Origin of the sequence: Pseudothioclava nitratireducens, from assembly GCF_029210495.1 — a bacterium.
Lineage (GTDB): Bacteria > Pseudomonadota > Alphaproteobacteria > Rhodobacterales > Rhodobacteraceae > Pseudothioclava > Pseudothioclava nitratireducens.
On sequence record NZ_JARGDK010000002.1, the window covers coordinates 188358 to 208927 of the forward strand.

The window sequence follows — 20570 nt, forward strand, 5'->3', positions numbered from 1 at the left end:
GGCTCAGGCCCCCATCAGGAAAAGGTGGATGTCTTCGGCGGCGTCGCGGCCCTCGGCCACTGCCGTCACGGTCAGGTCTTCGCCGCCGACGGCGCAATCGCCCCCGGCCCAGACCCGCGAGACAGAGGTGCGCCCGGCCCCATCGACGGCAATCTTGCCACCCGCGAGCTTGATCGCCTCGGGCGTCGCACCCAAAGACTGACCAATCGCCTTAAAGCATTGATCGGCCTTGAGGCGGAAGGTTTCTTCCATCTTTTCAAGACCATCCGGTCCGTTCTTTGTGTAGGCAAACTCGACCTCGCGCACGGCACCATTGCCATGCACCGCCACAGGCGCGGCATGCTCGATAATCCGCACACCTGCATCAAGCGCATGGTGCTGCTCATGGTCGGAGGCCGGCATCTCGGCGCGCGAACGGCGATAAACGATCGTGACGTTTTCCGCACCCAGCAGCTTCGATTGCACGGCTGCATCGACGGCGGTCATACCGCCCCCGATCACCACCACGTCGCGCCCAATCGGCAAAGTGGCCAAATCGCTGGCCTGACGCAGCTCGGCAATGAACTCAGTCGCGGGGGTGACGTTGTCCCGCGCCTCGCCCTCGATGCGCAGCGCATTCACCCCTGACAGACCCATGCCGAGGAAGACTGCGTCATACTCACCCAGAAGGCCTTCAAGATCGCCATCGCCCTCGCGGCCCAGCATCCAGTTCTCGACGAGGGTGATGCCCCCGATCTGCATCAGCCAGCCCACCTCGGCCTGCGCGAAATTGCCCGGCGCCTTGTAAGAGGCGATGCCATATTCGTTCAGCCCGCCGGGCTTCGCATGGGCGTCATAAATGGTGACCGTATGGCCCTTCATCGCCAGACGGTGCGCGCAGGCAAGCCCCGCAGGCCCCGCCCCCACGACCGCAACCGATTTCCCGGTCTGCGCGGCACGGGTGAAAGGATGGCTTTGCCTGGCCATCAGCGTATCCGTGGCAAAGCGCTGGAGCGCGCCGATCTGCACCGGATTGCCTTCACTCTCCATACGCACGCAAGCCCCTTCGCAAAGGGTCTCGGTCGGACAAACGCGGGCGCACATGCCGCCAAGGATGTTACGGCTCAGAATGGTCTTCGCCGCCGCCTCGGGCGTCCCGGTCGAGATTTGCCGGATGAAGAGCGGAATGTCGATTTCGGTCGGGCATGCCTCGGTGCATGGCGCATCGTGGCAAAAGAAACACCGATCCGCCGCGATCCGCGCCTCTTGCGCGTCGAGCGGCGGGGCGTGATCCGCGAAATTCTCGCAATAGCTTTCCGACGAAAGCCGCCCCGGCACGATGCCTGGGGTGAGCTGGCTGTTGGTCACGAGCGACCTCCCTGCTTGCTGATCTTTTGTTATTGACCCTAGGCTGCCACAGGTTGATTTTTTATCAAGTGGTAAATTTTGAAACGAGGCCGCGGCACCAGATCCGCGCCCGTTCCGGCGGCGTTTCACGCGCGCACGCCCAAAATCCGGGCAAAACCGGCGCCGGCACAGTTTCCGCCGGGTCAGTCGTTCTCGCTTTCCTCTGCCCGTCGGCTGGCGTATAACCCCGCAAGATACCAAGCGCCCGCATCCGACGGGCCGATCAGAAGCGCAAAGCACCTTTCGAGGATGGCATGACCAAAAACTCCCGTGACAATGATGTGGCATTCATTCAGGCACTCGCCGAATTGCTCAATCAAAACGAACTGACCGAGCTTTCGGTCGTGCGCGAATATGGCGAGGATGACAGCCTTGAAGTGCGTGTGGTGAAACAGGCGACCGTGGTCCAAGCCGCGCCCGTGACCTACGCAGCCCCCGCCGCCGCTCCGGCCCCTGCCGCGTCCGCAGCCGCCGCTGCACCGACCGCGCCCGCCGCCGACGCGGCCGATCCGTCGAGCCATCCGGGCGCCGTGCCCTCGCCGATGGTGGGCACCGCCTACATGGCCGCCGAGCCGGGTGCCGACCCCTTCGTCACCATCGGCGCGCAGGTCAAGGAAGGCCAGACGCTGATGATCGTCGAGGCGATGAAAACCATGAACCACATCCCCGCGCCGAAATCGGGCACGGTGAAGCGCATCCTCGTCGAGGACGGCACCCCCGTCGAATTCGGCACCACCCTGATGATCGTCGAGTGAGGTCAGCCGCATGTTCGACAAGATCCTGATCGCCAACCGGGGCGAGATCGCGCTGCGCGTGATCCGGGCCTGCCGCGAGATGGGGATCGCCTCGGTCGCGGTCCACTCGGTGGCGGATTCGGACGCGATGCATGTGCGCATGGCCGATGAATCGGTCTGCATCGGTCCGAACCCCTCGTCGCAGAGCTATCTCTCGGTTCCGGCCATCGTCGCCGCCTGCGAGATCACCGGCGCGCAAGCGATCCACCCGGGCTACGGCTTCCTCTCCGAGAACGCGAATTTCGTGCAGGTTCTCGAGGACCACGGCATCACCTTCATCGGCCCGACCGCGGAGCATATCCGCATCATGGGCGACAAGATCACCGCCAAGGAAACCGCCAAGCAACTCGGCATCCCGGTCGTGCCGGGCTCCGATGGTGGCGTGCCGGATGTCGCCACCGCCAAGAAAGTCGCGGCCGAGATCGGCTATCCGGTCATCATCAAGGCCACCGCCGGCGGTGGCGGGCGCGGCATGAAGGTCGCCCGCGACGAAAGCGAGCTTGAGGTCGCCTTCCGCACTGCCCGCTCCGAGTCCAAGGCCGCTTTCGGCAATGACGAATGCTACATGGAGAAATACCTCCAAAGGCCGCGTCACATAGAAATTCAGGTCTTTGGCGACGGCAAAGGGCGCGGCGTCCATCTGGGTGAGCGCGACTGCTCGCTCCAGCGCCGCCACCAGAAGGTCTTTGAAGAGGCCCCCGGCCCCTGCATCACCCCTGAAGAGCGCGCCCGCATCGGCAAGATCTGCGCCGACGCCATCGGCAAACTCAACTATATCGGCGCGGGCACGATCGAGTTTCTCTATGAGGATGGAGAGTTCTATTTCATCGAGATGAACACCCGCCTTCAGGTCGAACACCCGGTCACCGAGGCGATCTTCGACGTGGACCTCGTACGCGAGCAGATCCGCGTCGCCGCAGGCGAAGAGATGGAACTGCGCCAAGAGGATCTGAAGATCCGCGGCCACGCCATCGAAGTGCGGATCAACGCAGAGCGTCTGCCGAACTTCGCACCCTGCCCCGGCAAGATCACCCAGTATCACGCGCCGGGCGGCCTTGGTGTGCGGATGGATAGCGCGCTCTATGACGGCTACTCGATCCCGCCCTATTACGACAGCCTGATCGGCAAGCTCATCGTGCATGGGCGCGACCGCCCGGAGGCTCTGGCGCGTCTGTCGCGCGCTCTGGGCGAGTTGATCGTGGATGGCGTCGATACGACCGTGCCGCTCTTCCACCAGCTTCTGGCCGAGCCCGACATCCAGTCCGGGAACTACTCGATTCACTGGCTGGAAAAATGGCTGGCAAAGAACTTCGGCTAAGACAAACGCCCCCGCACTCCGGGGGCGTTTTCATCTTCGCCTAGCGCGGGCGCAGAAGGCACGTGCCCCGGCGCTTGTTCTCGGGGCGGTAATAGTCGCCCACGAATTTGCGCTTACCCGCGGGCAAGGTCTCCCAGTCGACCCACGTGATATCGTAGTCGAGCACATCCGCCATCGCCTCCATCGCCGAGAAGGACGGGATGCCGATCAGCGCCTTTTCCTGCCCCTCGATCTGCGGAATGGAGTTCAGCTCGTTATCCGTGCGCTCGCGCACCAGCATGATGACCTGTCCGGGCCGCAAGGCGAACTCGCTATCCACGATGACCAGCTTGGGCTTCAGCTTGCGAACCAGCTGGAACAGCCGGAAATGGTCCATCACGTGATAGAGGATGCCCAGCACCCCCACGACATCAAAGCTCTCGCCCGCGTCGATCTGCTTTTGCATGCCATCGAAAATATCGTCGCAAATCAATGTGATTTTCTTGCGCAGATCGCCGCGCGGAAACTCGGGAAAGCGGTCGATCAATTCCTGCCGCCCCTCGATGCCGACGACTTCGCTCGCACCTGCGGCGGCGAACGCATAGGCCCAACGCCCGTCATGCGCGGCAAGATCGAGCACCCGACGGCCCTGTATTTCATGCTCCAGCGGCTTGATGATCATCTTGTGCCGTGCATTCATGCGATCCACGGTTCCCGGATCGTCGCTGTAGCGCGCGATCTCGGGCAGGAAATCGTAAAAACCCATATTTGCCCCTCGCCTCAAACTCGGTCATCTTGCGGGCGGAGTGTAGCAAAGAATACGGGCAGAACCATGGCCGAGAGACTCAGCCCCGAGCTGTTGCTGAGCGGATACGCCCAGGGCGTTTTTCCGATGGCACAGAGCCGCGCTGACCCGCGGCTCTACTGGTTCGACCCCGAGTTACGTGGGATCATCCCCTTGGATAATTTCCACATTTCCCGTTCACTCGCGCGGGTCATACGCCGCAGAACTTTCACTATTTCAACAAACACAGCTTTCAGCGCTGTGGTCGAGGGCTGCGCTGCGCGTGAGGACACGTGGATCAACGGCCAGCTCTTCGCACTCTATGACGTGCTCCATCGCGCGGGCTTTGCCCACTCGCTTGAGGTCTGGCAGGACGGCATGCTTGCAGGGGGTGTATTCGGGATCGCCTTGGGGGGCGCGTTCTTCGGAGAAAGCATGTTCTCCGCCCGAACCAACGCCTCCAAAGTCGCGCTGACCTATCTGGTGGATCGGCTGCGGCAGGCAGGCTTTACGCTCTGCGACACGCAGTACCTCACGCCCCATCTCGCAAGCCTTGGCGGCATCGAAATCCCGCGCGCCGACTATCGTGCGCGACTGGCTGAAGCCCTGACTGTCAATGCGGATTTCAACGCGCCCGAAACGCCGTCGCCTCAGTCGATCTTGCAGCGCATGACCCAGACGTCATAGCGCTGATGATCCAGCGCCGAAAGCGCCGGACTGGCCGCGATCATCCAACCCGCGAATACCGGTGCTTCAAGGTTGCCGTCGGTCACCGTCACAAAGGCGTAGGCGTTCGACGAGGGATCATCCGGCGGGTAGCGGCAATCGTTCAACGTCACCGTAATATGCCCGAACGCGACACTTTGCCCGACCGACAGTTCGATATCCGAGGCAGTCCCCGCGACCTTGTCCAGACCGCGCAGAATCGCGCCAGACGCTTCGGCCAAACCCGCCGGCGCCTCCTGAGCGGTGGCAGTTCCAGCGACCAGAGCCGCCGCGATACAGAGGGCTCGCATCATTCCGCCGTCTCCTCCGAGCCACCGCCCGCGAATTTCATCATGAGCGACAGGACCGACACCGCGCTCTGCGTGTCGAGAATCTCATCGCCCGCAGCGAGGTTGTCGAGACTCCCGCCGGGGATCAACTCGATGAACGCACCTCCCAAGAGCCCTTCGGAGGCTACCATGATCACCGAATCCTCGGGCAGGACCACATCCTCTCGCAGCATGATCGTCGTATCGGCGAAGAAGGTCTGCGGGTTCAGTTCCAGATCCGTGACGGTGCCAATTTTGACACCGGCAAGACGCACATCGGTGCCAACGGTGATCCCTTCCGCCGAACGGAACGAGGCACGCAGCGGATATAGGTCCCCGCCAGTGGCAAAATCGGTCCCCTGCCCGGCCCAAGCCAGAAAGCCGATTGCCGCCGCAAGAACGGCAGCCCCGGTCAGTATCTCAGTGCGGTTTTCGCTCATCGGCTCTCCGATCGGGCGCGGGCCTTACTCGGGCTGCCACGCCTCGTAATCGCGGCGCTCCACCGGCGCTGCGCGACGCAGCGAACCGCTCGGAACATAGGCATCGGCAAGGCCGGTGCGGTTTTCCTTGTGCGGCAGTTCCCACGACTTGTGCGCCAGCGGCGCCTCGCTGGGCGGCTGATCCCAAGTGAAGTGAATCCAACCATGCCAATCGGGGGAAATCCGGCTCGCTTCACATTCGCCGTTATAGATAACCCAGCGGCGCTTGTCGTCGCGGGTGCGGTAATAGACATTCCCCTGCTCGTCTTCGCCAACCTTAATGCCCTTGCGCGCGGTGAAGATCTGGGTGCCGAGCGTCTGGCTATTCCACCAGGTCAGAAGGCGAAGCAGGAATTTCATGGCTATCCTCCGCAGGAATTTGCATCTCCTTATAGCGAAGATGGAGCGGGCGTCCAGTGGGCCAAGCCCGCAGAGCGCCCCTATCAGAGAGAAACAGCGGTCAGGGCGGCCCGATAAACGCAGAAGGCGGACCCTTGGGCCCGCCCTCTTCACATCTTCACGATCACAGGCTTAGCCCGCCGATTTGCCCTCTTTCTTGGAGTCGGCATAAATCAGCAGTGGCTTGGCCTCGGACGAATCAACGGCTTCGTCATTGACCACGACCTCTTCAACCCCTTCGAGCCCCGGAAGTTCGAACATCGTGTCGAGCAGGATATCCTCCATGATCGAGCGAAGCCCGCGCGCGCCTGTTTTGCGCGCAATCGCACGCTTGGCAATCGCCTTGAGCGCATCCTCGGTGAAAGTCAGCTTCACGCCTTCAATATCGAACAGGCGCTGATACTGTTTGACGAGCGCGTTCTTCGGCTCGGTCAGGATGGTAACCAACGCCTCGGCATCGAGATCGGTCAGCGTCGCAATGACCGGCAGACGACCGACAAATTCCGGGATCAGGCCGAATTTCAAAAGATCTTCGGGTTCAAGCTCCTTGAAGAGTTCGCCCACGCCGCGCGCATCCGGGTCCTTCACATCGGCGCCAAAGCCAATCGCCGTGCCCTTGCCACGTTGCGCAATGATCCGGTCGAGACCGGCAAAAGCACCGCCGCAGATGAACAGGATATTCGTCGTGTCCACCTGCAGGAACTCCTGCTGCGGATGTTTGCGCCCGCCCTGCGGCGGCACGGAGGCGACGGTCCCTTCCATGATCTTCAACAGCGCCTGCTGCACGCCCTCACCCGAAACATCCCGCGTTATCGAGGGGTTATCGGATTTGCGGGTAATCTTGTCGACCTCGTCGATATAGACGATGCCGCGCTGCGCGCGTTCCACGTTATACTCCGAAGCCTGCAACAGCTTGAGAATGATATTCTCCACATCCTCGCCGACATAGCCCGCCTCGGTCAGCGTCGTCGCATCGGCCATGGTGAAAGGCACGTCAAGGATTCGCGCCAAAGTCTGCGCCAGCAGCGTCTTGCCGCAGCCCGTCGGACCGATCAGCAGGATGTTCGATTTGGCCAGCTCGATATCGGTCTTGGAGCCGTGGTTGAGCCGTTTGTAGTGGTTGTGCACCGCGACCGAAAGCACGCGTTTCGCATGCTCTTGCCCGATCACGTAATCGTCGAGAACCTTGCAGATATCGCGCGGAGTCGGCACCCCGTCGGTCGCTTTCAGCCCGGTGGATTTGGTCTCCTCGCGGATGATGTCCATGCACAGTTCGACGCATTCGTCGCAGATGAACACGGTCGGCCCAGCGATGAGCTTGCGCACCTCATGCTGGCTCTTGCCGCAGAACGAGCAATAGAGCGTGTTCTTGCTGTCGGAGCCGGAATTATTCGCCATCGTCGTCCTCTGGGCCTGCCCGGTCCTTACCGGGGCTTTGAATGGGCTGCCCAAAGTCTAGGACAGCCCCCAAGTCATCACAATGTCAAAATGCCCGCCCGGTTAAACCGGGAGAGCGCCCGCTCAGGCGCCTTCGCCCGGGCGGCTTTCGAGAATCTCGTCGATCAGGCCCCAGTCCTTGGCCTGCTCGGCGGACATGAAATTATCGCGTTCCAACGCCGCCTCGACAGTGTCGTAATCATTGCCGGTATGCTTCACGTAGATCTCGTTCAGGCGCCGCTTGAGCTTTTGCGTTTCCTGCGCGTGAATCATGATATCGGTCGCCTGACCCTGGTAGCCGCCCGAGGGCTGGTGGACCATCACCCGGCTGTTGGGCAGCGAGAAGCGCATGCCCTTTTCACCCGCCGTCAGCAGCAGCGAGCCCATCGAGGCCGCCTGCCCGATCACCAGCGTCGAGACCTTCGGCTTGATGTATTGCATCGTGTCGTAGATCGACAGGCCCGACGTCACCACGCCACCGGGGCTGTTGATATACATGGCGATTTCCTTGGTCGGGTTTTCCGCCTCAAGGAACAGAAGCTGCGCGCAGATCAGCGTCGACATCCCGTCATGCACCGGCCCCGAGAGAAAGATGATCCGCTCCTTGAGCAGGCGCGAAAAGATGTCATAGGCACGCTCGCCGCGAGAGGTCTGCTCGACCACCATCGGTACCAGCGTGTTCATGTAGAGGTCCATCGGATCTTTCATCGCCTGCCCTTTCCGAAACAATAGTGTGACGATCCATAGTCACAGAACTTTACTCAAGTCTTAGTGGCGCGGGCCGGGGGCCGCAAGGGCACGAAAAAAAGGAACAGATCGGGAATTAATCACCCGGAAAGGGTTGGGTCTTAGCGTTGACGCAGAAAAAGCGGGCAGATCGCCCGATTCTGTATCAGCGGAGACATGAATGAATCCTGTGACCACGCTCGCCACCTGCCTCTTGCTTGCCTCCGCCACCGCGTCTGCGGCTTCCGAGATCGAGGGTAAGCTTACCGCCATGCTCGAGGGCGATCTCGCCGCCTGGGCGCAAGACCAGATCGTGCTCGATGCGATCCAGGCACAAAATCAACGCCACGCACAGATTTCTCAGGCGGAGATTGACGCGCTCGACGCGCAATGGCGCGCAGAAATCGACGCCGCCGACCGCCCCACGATCACTCCCATTCTTGAAAACGCAGCTTCTGATGCCCTGCGCGCGCGCATCGCGGCCTCGGGTGGCCTCGTGACCGAGGCGTTCGTTATGGACGCCCATGGGCTGAATGCCGCAACCGCGGGGCTGACATCGGACTATTGGCAAGGGGATGAGGCTAAATTCACCGAGACCTTCCCGCACGGTGCGGACGGGGTGCATATCGGAGAGGTGGAGTTCGACGAGTCGACCCAGACCTTTCAGGTGCAACTCTCTTTCACCCTTCAAGATCCCAGCGGCACCCCGGTCGGCGCGATGACCATCGCTGTCAATGCTGAAGCCCTCTGAAACCCGGAGAGACAGGATGACTCTGAACGGCACAACCACCGAACGTCACCGCTTTGGGTTGACTTCGGTTCTTGCAAAAATCTCGTTCATTCTGGGCGCAGCGGGCTTGCTCCTGATCGCATTGATGGCCGGGCTTTACTATCAGTCCAGTCGCGATCAGCTAACGGAAAGTCTGCGCCAGCAAGCACATATCGTCACACCCATGGTCGCTCGTCAGGTCCAGGGCGCGCTTCGGTTCGGCAAGCCAGAACCCGCTATCGATGTGCTGAAATCAGTCGTGGCAGGTTCTGAGGGAGAAGCCCAAGGACTTCTCGTTCTTGCGGCAGACGGTACGCATTTCGCTAGCGAACTTGTCGATGCCGATACCGATTTACTGACGCGCCTCGCAAAAGAGGCGCTTGCGGGCAAGCAAACTGTCACCGCGCAATCCGGTCTCTATATCGCCCAACCGATCTTTCTCGCAGCTGGTGATGCTCCGATCGGCGCGATCGCCACGGGATGGACCACAGCAGCGCGACGGGCGGCAGCAGACGCTCAAATGGTTCAGAAAATGCTCATTCTGGTTGGTGCATGCGGCCTTATCGTCTTTGCAATCGGTCGCGCGATCAGCCGCTTGGTTACGCGTCCGTTAGCGCGCGTCAATGAGGCGGTGTCCCGTGTCGCAAGCGAAGACTACAGCGGCGAAATCCTGGATCGAGACCGCCGCGACGAAATTGGCGCCATCGCCGACTCGCTCGAACACTTCCGCAAGAAACTTGCAACCTCCGAAGCCTTACAGCGGAATGCGCGCGTCAGGTCATCGGCTCTGGATGCGTCGACCTCAGCTTTGATCCTCACCGACACGGAAAACCGGATTACCTTCGCGAACGCGGCCGCCATCGAACTCCTGCGGGCTCACGAGTCCTCGATTCGGGCCGCTCATCCCACTTTCAACGCTGAGAACCTAATTGGCTACGACGCCACGAAAATTCTACCGGACAGCGCGACTCTAGCAGCTGTTAAATCGGGCGGTCACGACGATCGCATCACACTGGAACAGCGCCTGCCGACCGGGTACCTCCATGTGAGCATAAATCCGGTTTTCGACGCGAACGGCGACAAGATTGCCCACGTATCTGAATGGCGCGATCGCACAGAGTCTCAGCGAAATGCGGCAGTGCTCGAAGCAATCGATCGCAACCAGATTCGCGTGGACCTGACACCAGAGGTAAAGATCGACCTTGCCAATGAAGGCTTTGCAACCTTCTTCGAGGAAACGCCACAGGCACTTCGCGGGCGAAGCATGAAAGGACAAATTCTGCTCGATGGCGTACCTGTTTGTACATTGCTCAGCAGTGGAACGCAGGTTCAGGGCATGATGGTTATGCCCCGGCCTGAGGGCGACATTCTCATGGAGGGCGTCGTTAACCCGATCCTCGATGCCGCAGGCGAAATGATCATGTTCACCATCCTCGCGAATGACGTAACCGCACGCGAGAAAGAGCGTGTTGCCGCTAGTACCGCGCGCCAAGCCATGGCCGACGCACAAAGACAGGTGGTCGATGCCCTTCGCCAAGCTTTAGCTCGCCTTTCGACCGGCGACATGACCGCGCGGATCGACACGCTTTTTCCTGACGAATACGAGACTCTCCGCGCCGATTACAACGCGACCGTTGATAACCTGCTACAGGCCATCCAGAGGGTTCTGGAAAACGCGGACAACATCCGCAGCGAGGTCGCACAGATTACCTCCGCAGCCGAAGACATGTCCCGGCGCACGGAACAGCAGGCCGCCACACTCGAGGAAACCGCTGCCGCGCTGAACCAACTGACAGCCTCAGTCAAATCGGCTGCGGACGGCGCCGAGCGGGCCAATGAGATGGTCTCTGGCGCGAAACGAGATGCCGAGACAAGTGGAGAAGTTGTCCAAGAGGCCGTATTAGCGATGGGCGAAATTGAGGAAAGCTCCAACAAGATTTCCAAGATCACCAGCGTGATTGACGAAATCGCGTTTCAGACCAATCTTCTCGCGCTCAATGCCGGCGTCGAAGCCGCCCGCGCCGGAGAAGCCGGGCGCGGATTCGCCGTCGTCGCCTCAGAGGTCCGCGCACTCGCCCAGCGGTCTTCGGATGCGGCGCGGGAAATCGCAGGCCTCATCTCGAACTCGTCGAACCAAGTAAAACGCGGCGTCGATCTCGTGGGGCAAGCCGGGAATGCCTTGCAAGGCATTCAGGCTTCTGTCGCCGATATTTTCACTTTCATGACCGATATCACGTCCTCGACACGCGAGCAGTCGACCGGCCTGTCGGAAATCAACACCGCGATGCACCAACTGGATCAGGTGACCCAGCACAATGCAGCAATGTTCGAAGAAACGTCCGCGGCCAGCCAATCCCTGTCACGCGAAACCGAAGGGCTTGTCCAAACCATGGGGCAGTTCAAGCTTGGGGCGACCAACGTCATCTCTCCTGCGCAAATCGCGCCAGAGCGCACAGAGCGAGTCTCCGCGAACGCGCCTGCCTTTATGAGCCGGCGGAGTACAAACGGGCCAATGGCCTCCCTTCCCCCGCCGATAGCGACAGCGGCAGTGCGCGGCGGCGCCGCCAGCGCAGCACAACGACACATCGAGGAGGACTGGGAAGACTTCTGACGGATCGGAACGGCTCGCGCGGTCACATGAGAGCCAGCACCCGCACCGGAACAGTCCCTCTTGGATCAAAGAGAAGAGCAAATAACAAGCCCTTGCGAACCCGAAGATCGCAGGGGCTTGCCCTCCCCCCAAGAGGCGCTAAGGATGATCCGCAAAAGGAGATCATGATGCGCACTGCCCTCGTCACCGGATCGGCCGGTTTCATCGGCTTCCATCTGTGCCAAAGGCTCTTGGGCACTGGCTACAAGGTTATCGGGCTTGACGCGCTCACCGATTATTATGATGTCGCGCTCAAAGCTCGCCGCCAGGGAATCCTCTCCAAATCCGAACATTTTAGCGCAATCAATGAACGGATCGAGATACCCGGGCATCTCACCGCGCTAATGGCAGAGCATCGACCCGATATTATCGTCCACCTCGCAGCGCAAGCAGGCGTGCGGTATTCCATCGACAACCCGCGCTCTTATCTCGACAGCAACATCGCCGGGACGTTTGAGTTACTTGAAGCGGCACGCAAAACGCCCCCGCAACACCTCCTGATCGCCTCGACCTCCTCGGTCTTCGGTGCGAATACCGCGCTGCCTTATGCGGAAACGGATAAAGCCGACCTGCAAATGTCCTTTTATGCCGCGACGAAGAAGGCGACAGAAGCGATGGCGCATAGCTATGCGCATCTTTACGACATCCCGACAACGATGTTCCGCTTCTTCACGGTTTACGGCCCATGGGGGCGCCCGGATATGGCGCTGTTCAAATTCACCCGCGCCATTCTCGAAGGGCGACCGATCGACGTTTATAACCACGGCGATATGCGGCGCGACTTCACCTATATCGACGATCTCGTCGAAGGTATTTGCCTGCTGATAGACGCCGTGCCGAAACGTCCCAACGACGGTCAGGTCGAACCGGGCGACAGCCTCTCGCCTGTTGCGCCTTGGCGTGTGGTCAATATCGGCAATTCCAACGCCGTGCAGCTCACTGACTTTATCGACGCGATCGAAGCCGCCATCGGCAAGCCCGCACAGCGGAATCTGCTGCCGATGCAACCCGGTGATGTCCCCGCGACCTGGGCCGATGCGAGCCTGCTGAACCGGCTGACCGGCTATCAGCCAAGAACGGATATTCGGCATGGCGTTGCAAAATTCGTCGCGTGGTACCGCGACTATTACGGCGTGTGACACCGCCTCGCCGCCACATCAGAGCCGGATCTTGTACCGTGCGATCTTATCGTTGAGCGTGCGCCGGGCAATTCCAAGATGTTGCGCCGCGCGCTCCGTATTCCCCCGCGCCCGCTCGAGAGCTGCGCTAATCTCGCGCGCCTCGTAGGCGGCGACCTTGTCCGCAAGCGTGCCCGGCTCGGAGACAAGGGCGACCGGCGCGTCGGGATGCTCCAATCCCAGGGCGAAACGCTCTGCCAAGGCCTTCAACTCGCGTACATTGCCGGGCCAAGGGCGGCGCATCAACTGTTGCCGTAGTCCATAACCAATCTCTCCGAGAGATCGCCCATAGCGCCGCGCCGCAAGCTCCGCGAAATGACTGAAAAGCAAGGGGATATCGCCGCCCAAGCTACGCAGCGGATCAAGCCCGACCTCCGCCCCGGCCAGCCGGTAGAACAGGTCCGCGCGAAAACTGCCATCGAGCGCGCGCGAACGCAGATCAGTCTTGGACAATGCCACGACCCGCAAATCGAGCGGCCGGAGCATGTTCTCCCCAAGGCGCTCGACCGCACGCTCCTGCAACGCGCGCAGCAACTTGGGCTGGGCGGCGGGCGGCAACGCCTCAACCTCGTCGAGCACCAGCGTCCCCCCCGACGCCGCCTCAAGCTTGCCCGCCTTTTCCGGCGCCCCCGGAAATGCGCCCGCAGCATGGCCAAACATCTCGGTCTCGAACAACGCCTCCGGCAGCGCCGCGCAATTCACCGCGATGAACGGCCCCGCCGCCCGGGGGCTCGCCGCATGCAGCGCGCGCGCCACCAACTCCTTGCCGGTGCCCGTCTCCCCGGTCACGATCACGTCGATATCAAGCGGTCCAAGCGCCGCGATGCGCGCGCGCAGTGTCTCGATCGCATGCGACTGCCCCAGAATGTCCGCCCCGTCGCGCCGGTTGATCTCGGCCTGCAAGCGACCAAGCTCACGCCGCGTCCCTCCGGCACGCAAGGCGCGCTCCACAACAGCGAGGAAATGCGTCGCGTCATAGGGTTTTTCGAGAAAATCCTCCGCCCCCAAGCGCATGGCACGCACCGCGTGGGGTACATCCCCATGCCCCGTGATGAGCACGACCGGCAACTCCGGACAGCGCTCGCGCAGCGCCTCGAGAAGGGCAAACCCATCAATCCCCGGCATCCGCAGGTCGCTGATCATGAGATCGGGTTCCGGCCCGCCCTCCAGCGCGGCCAGCGCCGCATCCCCAGAGGCAAAATCCCGCGCGCGATAGCCGCCAGCATCCAAGAGATCGAGCAGAGCCGCGCGATGATCGGCGTCGTCGTCGACGAGATGAATAAGCGCGCTCATGCCGAAACCTCCCGAACCATTTCCGTGACGGCGCGCGGCATGATCGCCGCCATCACAGTGCCCTCACCGGGGCGCGAGGCGATCTCCAGACGTCCGCCGAATTCAGACAGGATGGCCTGCGAAATGGCAAGACCAAGCCCCAGACCCTCGCTCTGGGTCTTGGTCGAAAAGAACGGCTCGACGACGCGGGGCAGGTCCTCGGGCAGGATACCCGGCCCGGTGTCGCACACTTCAATCCGCGCCACCCCCTCCGCCTCGGAGAGCCGCAGCGTGATCTCGGCCTGCGGCTGCGCCTCGACGGCATCCAGCGCGTTGAGCAAAAGGTTCACAAGAACCTGCTCAAGCCGCACCCGCCCCGCGCGCACCATCAACGCCGCGCCCGGTTCGAGCCTGGGCAGCACGCCCACTGCGCGCGCGCGCGGCTGCACCAGTTCCAGCGCGCTCTCGGCCACCGTCCGCGCGTCGATCTCTTCCAGCGTGCCGCTTTCCTTACGGGCAAAACTCTTGAGATGCTTGGTCGTGCGCTGCATCCGGCGGATCAGGCTGCGCGCGGTCTCGATCCGGGTCGCAGCCTTTTCGGGGGGCGCGCCTGCATCAATGGAAATCCCCGCCGCAGCCAGAACCGCCTCCATGGCGGCGAGCGGCTGGCTCAGCTCATGCACGATTGCCGCCGACATCCGGCCGAGCGCGGCCATCTTCTCGGAATGGACCAGACCCTCCTGGGCCGCGCGCAACTCGGCCTCGGCCTCTCGGCGTGCCTCGATTTCCTGGGCGAGCTGCCGGGTTCGGATTTCCACCTGTCCCTCGAGCATCTCGGATTGCCGCAACCGCAGCGCCACGAGCTGCCGGCGCTGGCGCTGAATCTTGGCAAGGCCAAGCCCAAGCGCCGTGGCCAGTGCCGCGGCACCAGCCCATCCAAGTGCAGCCATCAGGGCGGGCCGCAGCGGCGCCGCTGCCACCAGTTGCCAATCGGTTTCAAAGCCGACCCGGCCCGCACGCATCCGCCGCCCCGCGCCATCGCGCATCCAGCCCCCCGCAGCGTCGAGCAGCGGCACCGCACCCGCCAGATCCGCCTCAAGATAGGTGCGCTGCGCCGCAAGCCGCGCCAGCGCATCCGACCCCAGCGGCGACAGCGGGCGATAGAGCCAATCGGCCACCCCCGACAGGAACACCACCCCATCCGCATCCGCCACCGCCGTGGCCTGCCCCGCCGCCTCCCATGCGCGTTGCAGGGGGACCAGATCGACCTTGACCACCACGACCCCGACCACGCCCCCCGGCGCCTCGATCCGCGCCGAGAGGAAATAGCCCGGCGTCTTGGTCGTCACCCCGATCGCATAAAACCCACCCGCCCCGGCCTCGAGAGCCTGCCGGAAATAGGGCCGGAAACTGTAGTTGCGCCCGACAAAGCTCTCCTCAAGCTGCCAGTTCGAAGCCGCGAGCGTCCGTCCCTCGGCATCCATCAGATAAAGATGGCTCGCCCCCGCCAGTTCAGTGACCCGCTCAAGGTAGCGGTTCGCCGCCGCAATCGCCGCGGGGTCATAGGGTTGTCGGATCGCGGTGCGAATGCGGGCATCCTCGCCGGTGACCTTGGGCAGATAGCGGAAGCGGTCGATCTCGGTTTCGAGCGAGCGCAGCGTCAGGATCAGGTTCTGGTCGAGCCGCGCGTCGATTTCGGAGAGCGCCGCGCGCCAGGCCAGCGCCCCCGCCGCCAGCGCGACACAGAGCACCACGGCCACCCAGAGCGCCGCGCCGCGATTCCGCCTGAGCCGTGCCGTGCCCCGCATGATCCTCCTCACCCTCCGGGCGCGGACTGATCCACGCATGGGCGCAACACTAGCGGCTCTGCCGGGGTCGCGCCAAGGGTGATGCAGTCCGTCGCGCAAAGCTGCCAGCCGGAGGGTGTCGCCCCCGAGGCCGCCAGCACCAGTTCCCGCACCGGGGGGGCCTGTGGTTCCCAGACCCACCAGCCCTCCTCGAACCGGCCATCGGGGCCGGGCTCCATCCCCGCCCCCGATCCTTTCACCGCCGCGCGGCGCAGGATCATCCGGCCCTCGGCCACCTGCCACGCCTCGCGCCAGCTTTGCTTCTCGACCGAATGGGTCCATTCGAGCGTGAAGTCCCCCTCCGCGCCCAGCGCAATCGCAACCGCGCCCGCCAGCAGGCAACCGCTCACGCGACCGCCCCCGCCCGGCCCCGCCGCAGCCAGATCAGCACACCGAAGGCCAGCGACAAGGCAAAGCCGATCTCGTCGGTGATCGCCAGCGCCGCCACCAACGAAAACGCCGCCGCCATCGCCAAGGCGCGTTCCCACAGCGCCAGCGGACGACCGAGCCAGCCGATCACCGCCACCCCCCAGAGACCGAGCGCCATCACCGCCTTGAGCACGACATAGGCGACCGCCGGCACATAGCCGATCGTCTCGGCCAGCGGGCCGCCATCTTGCAGCATCAGCGCAGGCGTATAGACCGCCATGAACGGCACCACGAAGCCCGCCGCCGCGACCTTTACCGCCTCGAAACTGATCCGCAGCCCGCGTTCCTTGGCAATCGGCGCGGCGGCGAAACACGCAAGCGCCACTGGCGGCGTCAGGTCCGCCAGAATGCCGAAATAGAACACGAACATATGGCTCACGATGAGCGGCACGCCAAGCGCCAGAAGCGCCGGCCCCGCGATCGAGGAGGTGATGATATAGTTCGGGATCGTGGGAATCCCCATGCCCAGAACGATGCAGGTCACCATCGTCAGTACCAGCGACAGGAACAGGCTCTTTTCGCCCACCCCCACGATATACTGCCCGAATGTATTGGCTGCGCCGGTCAGCGTCATCACACCGATGATCACCCCCACCAGCGCGCAGGCGATACCCACCGGCAGCGCGGTTTTCGCGCCTTCCGCGAGGCTGTCGCGGCACAGCGCCAAGGTCTCGCGCCCGCCCTTGCTGAAAAGGTTGACCGCGATCAGCGCTGCGAGCGCGATCAGCACGATATTCAGCCCGAACTTGAAGAACGCCCCCGCGATCAGCCCGAGGAAGACCCAGAAAATCACCCGCAGCGCCCCCGCGGGCAGGCCCAGCGCCACGGACCCGCCAAGGATGAGAAGGCCCGTCAAGGCCAGCCCGACGGTGCCCGCGAACAAGGGCGTATAACCGGAAAACAACAGCCAGATCAGCACGCCCAGAGGCAGGATCAGGAACCAGCCCTCCTTGAGCGCAGCCTTGGCAGAGGGCAGCTCCTCACGTGAGAGCCCGCGCAGGTTGCGCTTGCCCGCCTCAAGGTGAACCATCCAGAACACGCCAAAGAAATACAGGATCGCCGGGATCAGTGCGGCTTTCACCACCTCGACATATTCCACGCCCAGCGTCTCGGCCATGACGAAGGCCACAGCGCCCATCACCGGCGGCATGATCTGCCCGCCCATCGACGCCGTGGCCTCGACGCCGCCCGCAAAGGCCGGGCGATAGCCGAAACTTTTCATCAGCGGGATCGTGAACTGCCCGGTCGTCACCACATTGGCCACGCCCGAGCCGGAAATCGTGCCCATCAGCCCCGAGGACAGCACCGAAACCTTCGCCGCGCCCCCCATCCGGTGACCCACAAGCCCAAGCGAGACATCGGTAAACAGCTTGATCATCCCGGCCTTTTCGAGGAAGGCGCCGAACAGGATGAACAGGAAGATATAGGTCGCCGAGACATAGGTCGGGATGCCGTAAATGCCTTCGGTGCCATAGGTCAGATGCTCGATCACCTGCGCGAAGTCATAGCCGCGATGATCAAGCGGCGCAGGCAGATGGTTGCCCCAAAGCGCATAGGCCAGAAACAGCCCCGAGATGATCGGCAGCGCCGGCCCCATCAGCGCCCAGGCCGCGAAAAAGATCGTGACCAGCGCCAGCACGCCCATCACAATGTCGCGCGGCAACGGGTCACCCGCACGCATCAGAAGATCGGTGAACTCGACCCATTGGTAGGCCGCGATCGCCACGCCGCCCGCCGCCAACCCGTAGGCGAGCATCCGGCCAAGCGGTCCCCAGCGCTTGGCAATCGACAACAGCGGCAGGCCGAGCGCCATCAGGAAGCCCACATGCACCGCGCGCACAACCTGACTGGGCAGGTCGATCAGATGCGCGGCCACCGCGATCTGAAAGCCGGAAAAGGTCACCGCCAGCCAGAACAGCGCGCGCCCCTCGGCACCGCCCGGAAAGCTCTCGGCCAGTGGATCGTGCAGGCCCAGATCAGCCTCGGGCAATTCATGCGTTTCGCTTTTCATCCCATCCCTCCCGGATGTGCAGAACCGGCCGGTCCGGGGTGTCCGAACCGGCCGAACCGGGCCCGAAGGCCCTTGGCCTTACATCAGGCCCTGCTCCTTGTAGTAGCGCTCTGCGCCCGGATGCATCGGAATGGGCGAACCCTTCACCGCACCTTCGAGCGAGATCCCGCCCGCTGCCGAATGCGCGGCCTTGAGCGTGTCGAGATTCTCGAAGAGCAGCTTCGTCATCTGATAGGCGGTCTCCTCCGAGACATCCTCATGGGTCACGAGGAAGTTCACCACCGCGACGGTCGGCACATCCTCGGTCTGGCCCTCGTAGGTGCCAGCGGGAATGGTGCTCGTGATATAGGGCGCGCCAAGGCTCTCGGCGACATCGGCGGGCACCGACAGGAACCGGATCGGCTGCGAGGTCGACAGGTCCTTGAGCGCCGCATTGCCCAGACCCGAGCTTTGCAGCGTTGCGTCGAGTTGGCGGTTCTTCATGAGTTCGACCGATTCCGCAAAGGGCAGATATTCAAGCTTGCCCAGATCCTCGTAGCTCATGCCGGAGGCGCCAAAGATCGCCCGCGCGTTCAACTCGGTGCCCGATTTGGCGGCCCCGACCGACAGGCTTTTGCCTTTGAGATCGGCCACGGTGGTCGCGCCGGTATCCTCCAGCGCCGCGATCTGGATCACGTTCGGATAGATCGCCGCGATCGCGCGCAGCTTGCCCAGAGGCGCCTTGAAGCCGACCTCTTCATTGCCATCCCAAGCGTATTTGACCGAGTCGCCCAGCGCGAAGGCCAGCTCGCCCTTGCCCTGTTCCAGCAGGTTCAGGTTCTCAACCGAGGCCTTGGTCGATTGCACCTGCGTGCGCGCGCCCTCGATGCCCTTGGCGTAGATATCCGAAAGCGCGACGCCCAGCGGATAGTAAACGCCCGAAGTGCCCCCGGTCAGAATGTTGATAAATTCGCTGCCCTGCGCGACCGGCGCGGACAGTGCGATGACGCCGGCAGCCACAGCGCCGAGCTTGATGTTGTGAAACATCTGTCTCCTCCCAGTTAGGCCCGCCTCCTCGCGGGATACCCAAGCCTCGCCGGATCGCGGCGCCGATCAACGGTTTTCACCAAAACAGGTGCAGAAAGCTGGCAGAACCCCGCCCCGACCGTGGCCGAATTTTGCCAGCCTTATGAAAATCAATGACTTGCCGCACCTGCAGCGCCGCGCAGCAGCGATCTGAGAACTGGACAGATCGCACGGCCCGGCGGAATGCTGTCCCGCGAAAGGGAGGACGGATCATGGATTTGGGGATCACGGGACGGGTCGCACTGGTTCTTGGGGCCAGCGGCGGGTTGGGCGGGGCCATCGCCCGCACCTTGGCGGCAGAGGGCGCGCGCGTGGCCCTTGCCGGGCGCAATACCGAGCGGCTGCGCGCCTGTGCCGACGAGATCATGGCCGCTGGCGGGCAGGCGCTTGTCGTAGTGTGGGACCTGGCCGATCCGGCCCGCATTTCCTCCGCTATCGCCGAGATCGAGACCGGACTCGGCCCCATCGACATCCTGATCGCCAATACGGGCGGCCCCGCCCCCGGCCCTGCCGCGGGGCAATCGCCCGGCAACTGGCGCGCCGGGTTCGAGACGATGGTGCTCTCGGTGATTGCGATCACCGACGCGCTCCTGCCGGGGATGCGCGCGCGTGGCTGGGGCCGGATCGTCACCTCGACCTCGGCGGGCGTGATCGCGCCGATCCCCAACCTCGCGCTCTCGAACGCGCTCCGCGCAAGCCTTGTCGGCTGGTCCAAGACACTGGCCAGCGAAGTCGGGCGCGACGGCATCACGGCGAATATCGTCGTGCCGGGCCGTATCACCACCGAGCGCGTGGCCTTTCTCGACGCGAAGAAAGCCGAGGCCAGCGGCCGCAGCGTCGAAGAGATCAGCGCCGAGAGCCGCGCTACGATCCCGCTCGGGCGCTACGGTCGTCCGTCGGAATATGCAGATATGGTGTGTTTTCTCGCCTCCGAGCGCGCCTCCTATGTCAATGGCGCGGTGATCCGCGTCGATGGCGGGATGATCCCGAGCCTCTGACCGCCCGCAAACTGT

General features: G+C 63.1%; 19 protein-coding genes. 7 read left to right on the forward strand and 12 right to left on the reverse strand.

Annotated elements, in window-relative coordinates; translation table 11 throughout:
* Positions 1 to 3: 3 nt before the first annotated feature.
* The gene (locus tag P0X85_RS03135; RefSeq protein WP_275808297.1) at positions 4 to 1347 is read right to left on the reverse strand and encodes an NAD(P)-dependent oxidoreductase; all 1344 of its coding nucleotides are present in this window, start codon (positions 1345 to 1347) and stop codon (positions 4 to 6) included.
* Positions 1348 to 1640: 293 nt separating this feature from the next.
* On the opposite strand from P0X85_RS03135, the gene accB reads away from it, so the two are divergent.
* Positions 1641 to 2141, forward strand: a complete 501-nt coding sequence (gene accB / locus P0X85_RS03140) for an acetyl-CoA carboxylase biotin carboxyl carrier protein (protein WP_275808300.1) — start codon at positions 1641 to 1643, stop codon at positions 2139 to 2141.
* Between the two features lie 10 nt (positions 2142 to 2151).
* Positions 2152 to 3498, forward strand: coding sequence for an acetyl-CoA carboxylase biotin carboxylase subunit (accC, locus tag P0X85_RS03145; protein ID WP_275808303.1), 1347 nt, complete (start codon positions 2152 to 2154; stop codon positions 3496 to 3498).
* A gap of 40 nt (positions 3499 to 3538) precedes the next feature.
* Here the strand turns inward: accC and P0X85_RS03150 are convergent, their stop codons facing one another.
* On the reverse strand, positions 3539 to 4243 hold the full coding sequence (locus P0X85_RS03150) for a class I SAM-dependent methyltransferase (RefSeq protein WP_275808306.1): 705 nt from the start codon (positions 4241 to 4243) through the stop codon (positions 3539 to 3541).
* Between the two features lie 66 nt (positions 4244 to 4309).
* On the opposite strand from P0X85_RS03150, the gene aat reads away from it, so the two are divergent.
* Positions 4310 to 4948: a leucyl/phenylalanyl-tRNA--protein transferase gene (aat, locus tag P0X85_RS03155; RefSeq protein WP_275808310.1), complete on the forward strand. Its 639-nt coding sequence runs from the start codon at positions 4310 to 4312 to the stop codon at positions 4946 to 4948.
* Here the strand turns inward: aat and P0X85_RS03160 are convergent.
* The 5 genes from P0X85_RS03160 to P0X85_RS03180 all read right to left on the reverse strand — a co-directional run bounded on the left by P0X85_RS03160 (position 4912) and on the right by P0X85_RS03180 (position 8318).
* Positions 4912 to 5280: a DUF2155 domain-containing protein gene (locus P0X85_RS03160; RefSeq protein ID WP_338030511.1), complete on the reverse strand. Its 369-nt coding sequence runs from the start codon at positions 5278 to 5280 to the stop codon at positions 4912 to 4914. The genes aat and P0X85_RS03160 overlap by 37 nt on opposite strands.
* Positions 5277 to 5735, reverse strand: coding sequence for an outer membrane lipid asymmetry maintenance protein MlaD (gene mlaD, locus P0X85_RS03165; RefSeq protein ID WP_275808313.1), 459 nt, complete (start codon positions 5733 to 5735; stop codon positions 5277 to 5279). The genes P0X85_RS03160 and mlaD overlap by 4 nt, the downstream gene beginning before the upstream one ends.
* 24 nt (positions 5736 to 5759) lie before the next feature.
* A complete protein-coding gene (locus tag P0X85_RS03170) occupies positions 5760 to 6134 on the reverse strand; it encodes an NADH:ubiquinone oxidoreductase subunit NDUFA12 (RefSeq protein ID WP_275808317.1) in 375 nt (124 codons plus the stop codon).
* 171 nt (positions 6135 to 6305) lie between these two features.
* A complete protein-coding gene (gene clpX / locus P0X85_RS03175) occupies positions 6306 to 7571 on the reverse strand; it encodes an ATP-dependent Clp protease ATP-binding subunit ClpX (RefSeq protein ID WP_275808319.1) in 1266 nt (421 codons plus the stop codon).
* A 123-nt stretch (positions 7572 to 7694) separates the two neighbouring features.
* Complete coding sequence (locus P0X85_RS03180; protein ID WP_275808321.1) at positions 7695 to 8318, reverse strand: ATP-dependent Clp protease proteolytic subunit; 624 nt, start codon at positions 8316 to 8318, stop codon at positions 7695 to 7697.
* Positions 8319 to 8517: 199 nt separating this feature from the next.
* Here P0X85_RS03180 and P0X85_RS03185 point away from each other — a divergent pair, with 199 nt between their 5' ends.
* The 3 genes from P0X85_RS03185 to P0X85_RS03195 all read left to right on the forward strand — a co-directional run bounded on the left by P0X85_RS03185 (position 8518) and on the right by P0X85_RS03195 (position 12894).
* Complete coding sequence (locus P0X85_RS03185; RefSeq protein WP_275808324.1) at positions 8518 to 9087, forward strand: hypothetical protein; 570 nt, start codon at positions 8518 to 8520, stop codon at positions 9085 to 9087.
* A 16-nt stretch (positions 9088 to 9103) separates the two neighbouring features.
* The gene (locus P0X85_RS03190) at positions 9104 to 11716 is read left to right on the forward strand and encodes a methyl-accepting chemotaxis protein (protein WP_275808327.1); all 2613 of its coding nucleotides are present in this window, start codon (positions 9104 to 9106) and stop codon (positions 11714 to 11716) included.
* A 167-nt stretch (positions 11717 to 11883) separates the two neighbouring features.
* Positions 11884 to 12894 carry an NAD-dependent epimerase/dehydratase family protein gene (locus tag P0X85_RS03195; protein WP_275808330.1) on the forward strand — a complete coding sequence of 337 codons (1011 nt, stop codon included), beginning with the start codon at positions 11884 to 11886 and terminating at the stop codon, positions 12892 to 12894.
* Between the two features lie 18 nt (positions 12895 to 12912).
* Here P0X85_RS03195 and P0X85_RS03200 read toward each other — a convergent pair whose 3' ends face one another.
* From P0X85_RS03200 to P0X85_RS03220, 5 genes are all read right to left on the reverse strand, one after another.
* The gene (locus P0X85_RS03200) at positions 12913 to 14226 is read right to left on the reverse strand and encodes a sigma-54-dependent transcriptional regulator (RefSeq protein ID WP_275808333.1); all 1314 of its coding nucleotides are present in this window, start codon (positions 14224 to 14226) and stop codon (positions 12913 to 12915) included.
* The gene (locus P0X85_RS03205) at positions 14223 to 16013 is read right to left on the reverse strand and encodes an ATP-binding protein (RefSeq protein WP_275808336.1); all 1791 of its coding nucleotides are present in this window, start codon (positions 16011 to 16013) and stop codon (positions 14223 to 14225) included. The genes P0X85_RS03200 and P0X85_RS03205 overlap by 4 nt, the downstream gene beginning before the upstream one ends.
* Positions 16014 to 16021: 8 nt before the next feature.
* Positions 16022 to 16402, reverse strand: coding sequence for a DUF1850 domain-containing protein (locus tag P0X85_RS03210; RefSeq protein WP_275808339.1), 381 nt, complete (start codon positions 16400 to 16402; stop codon positions 16022 to 16024).
* The gene (locus tag P0X85_RS03215; protein WP_275808342.1) at positions 16399 to 18492 is read right to left on the reverse strand and encodes a TRAP transporter permease; all 2094 of its coding nucleotides are present in this window, start codon (positions 18490 to 18492) and stop codon (positions 16399 to 16401) included. Before P0X85_RS03215 ends, P0X85_RS03210 begins: the two co-directional genes overlap by 4 nt.
* A 78-nt stretch (positions 18493 to 18570) precedes the next feature.
* Complete coding sequence (locus tag P0X85_RS03220) at positions 18571 to 19518, reverse strand: TAXI family TRAP transporter solute-binding subunit (protein ID WP_275808345.1); 948 nt, start codon at positions 19516 to 19518, stop codon at positions 18571 to 18573.
* Between the two features lie 251 nt (positions 19519 to 19769).
* Between P0X85_RS03220 and P0X85_RS03225 the strand changes: the two genes are divergently transcribed.
* On the forward strand, positions 19770 to 20555 hold the full coding sequence (locus P0X85_RS03225; protein WP_275808348.1) for an SDR family oxidoreductase: 786 nt from the start codon (positions 19770 to 19772) through the stop codon (positions 20553 to 20555).
* Positions 20556 to 20570: the final 15 nt, after the last annotated feature.

What these genes read in the sequence shown, in the direction of transcription:
- accB (WP_275808300.1), top strand. Translation starts at nt 1,641, where the DNA reads ATGACCAAAAACTCCCGTGACAATGATGTGGCATTCATTCAGGCACTC.
- accC (WP_275808303.1), top strand. Translation starts at nt 2,152, where the DNA reads ATGTTCGACAAGATCCTGATCGCCAACCGGGGCGAGATCGCGCTGCGC.
- P0X85_RS03150 (WP_275808306.1), bottom strand. Translation starts at nt 4,243, where the DNA reads ATGGGTTTTTACGATTTCCTGCCCGAGATCGCGCGCTACAGCGACGAT.
- aat (WP_275808310.1), top strand. Translation starts at nt 4,310, where the DNA reads ATGGCCGAGAGACTCAGCCCCGAGCTGTTGCTGAGCGGATACGCCCAG.
- P0X85_RS03160 (WP_338030511.1), bottom strand. Translation starts at nt 5,280, where the DNA reads ATGATGCGAGCCCTCTGTATCGCGGCGGCTCTGGTCGCTGGAACTGCC.
- mlaD (WP_275808313.1), bottom strand. Translation starts at nt 5,735, where the DNA reads ATGAGCGAAAACCGCACTGAGATACTGACCGGGGCTGCCGTTCTTGCG.
- P0X85_RS03170 (WP_275808317.1), bottom strand. Translation starts at nt 6,134, where the DNA reads ATGAAATTCCTGCTTCGCCTTCTGACCTGGTGGAATAGCCAGACGCTC.
- clpX (WP_275808319.1), bottom strand. Translation starts at nt 7,571, where the DNA reads ATGGCGAATAATTCCGGCTCCGACAGCAAGAACACGCTCTATTGCTCG.
- P0X85_RS03180 (WP_275808321.1), bottom strand. Translation starts at nt 8,318, where the DNA reads ATGAAAGATCCGATGGACCTCTACATGAACACGCTGGTACCGATGGTG.
- P0X85_RS03185 (WP_275808324.1), top strand. Translation starts at nt 8,518, where the DNA reads ATGAATCCTGTGACCACGCTCGCCACCTGCCTCTTGCTTGCCTCCGCC.
- P0X85_RS03190 (WP_275808327.1), top strand. Translation starts at nt 9,104, where the DNA reads ATGACTCTGAACGGCACAACCACCGAACGTCACCGCTTTGGGTTGACT.
- P0X85_RS03195 (WP_275808330.1), top strand. Translation starts at nt 11,884, where the DNA reads ATGCGCACTGCCCTCGTCACCGGATCGGCCGGTTTCATCGGCTTCCAT.
- P0X85_RS03200 (WP_275808333.1), bottom strand. Translation starts at nt 14,226, where the DNA reads ATGAGCGCGCTTATTCATCTCGTCGACGACGACGCCGATCATCGCGCG.
- P0X85_RS03205 (WP_275808336.1), bottom strand. Translation starts at nt 16,013, where the DNA reads ATGCGGGGCACGGCACGGCTCAGGCGGAATCGCGGCGCGGCGCTCTGG.
- P0X85_RS03215 (WP_275808342.1), bottom strand. Translation starts at nt 18,492, where the DNA reads ATGAAAAGCGAAACGCATGAATTGCCCGAGGCTGATCTGGGCCTGCAC.
- P0X85_RS03220 (WP_275808345.1), bottom strand. Translation starts at nt 19,518, where the DNA reads ATGTTTCACAACATCAAGCTCGGCGCTGTGGCTGCCGGCGTCATCGCA.
- P0X85_RS03225 (WP_275808348.1), top strand. Translation starts at nt 19,770, where the DNA reads ATGGATTTGGGGATCACGGGACGGGTCGCACTGGTTCTTGGGGCCAGC.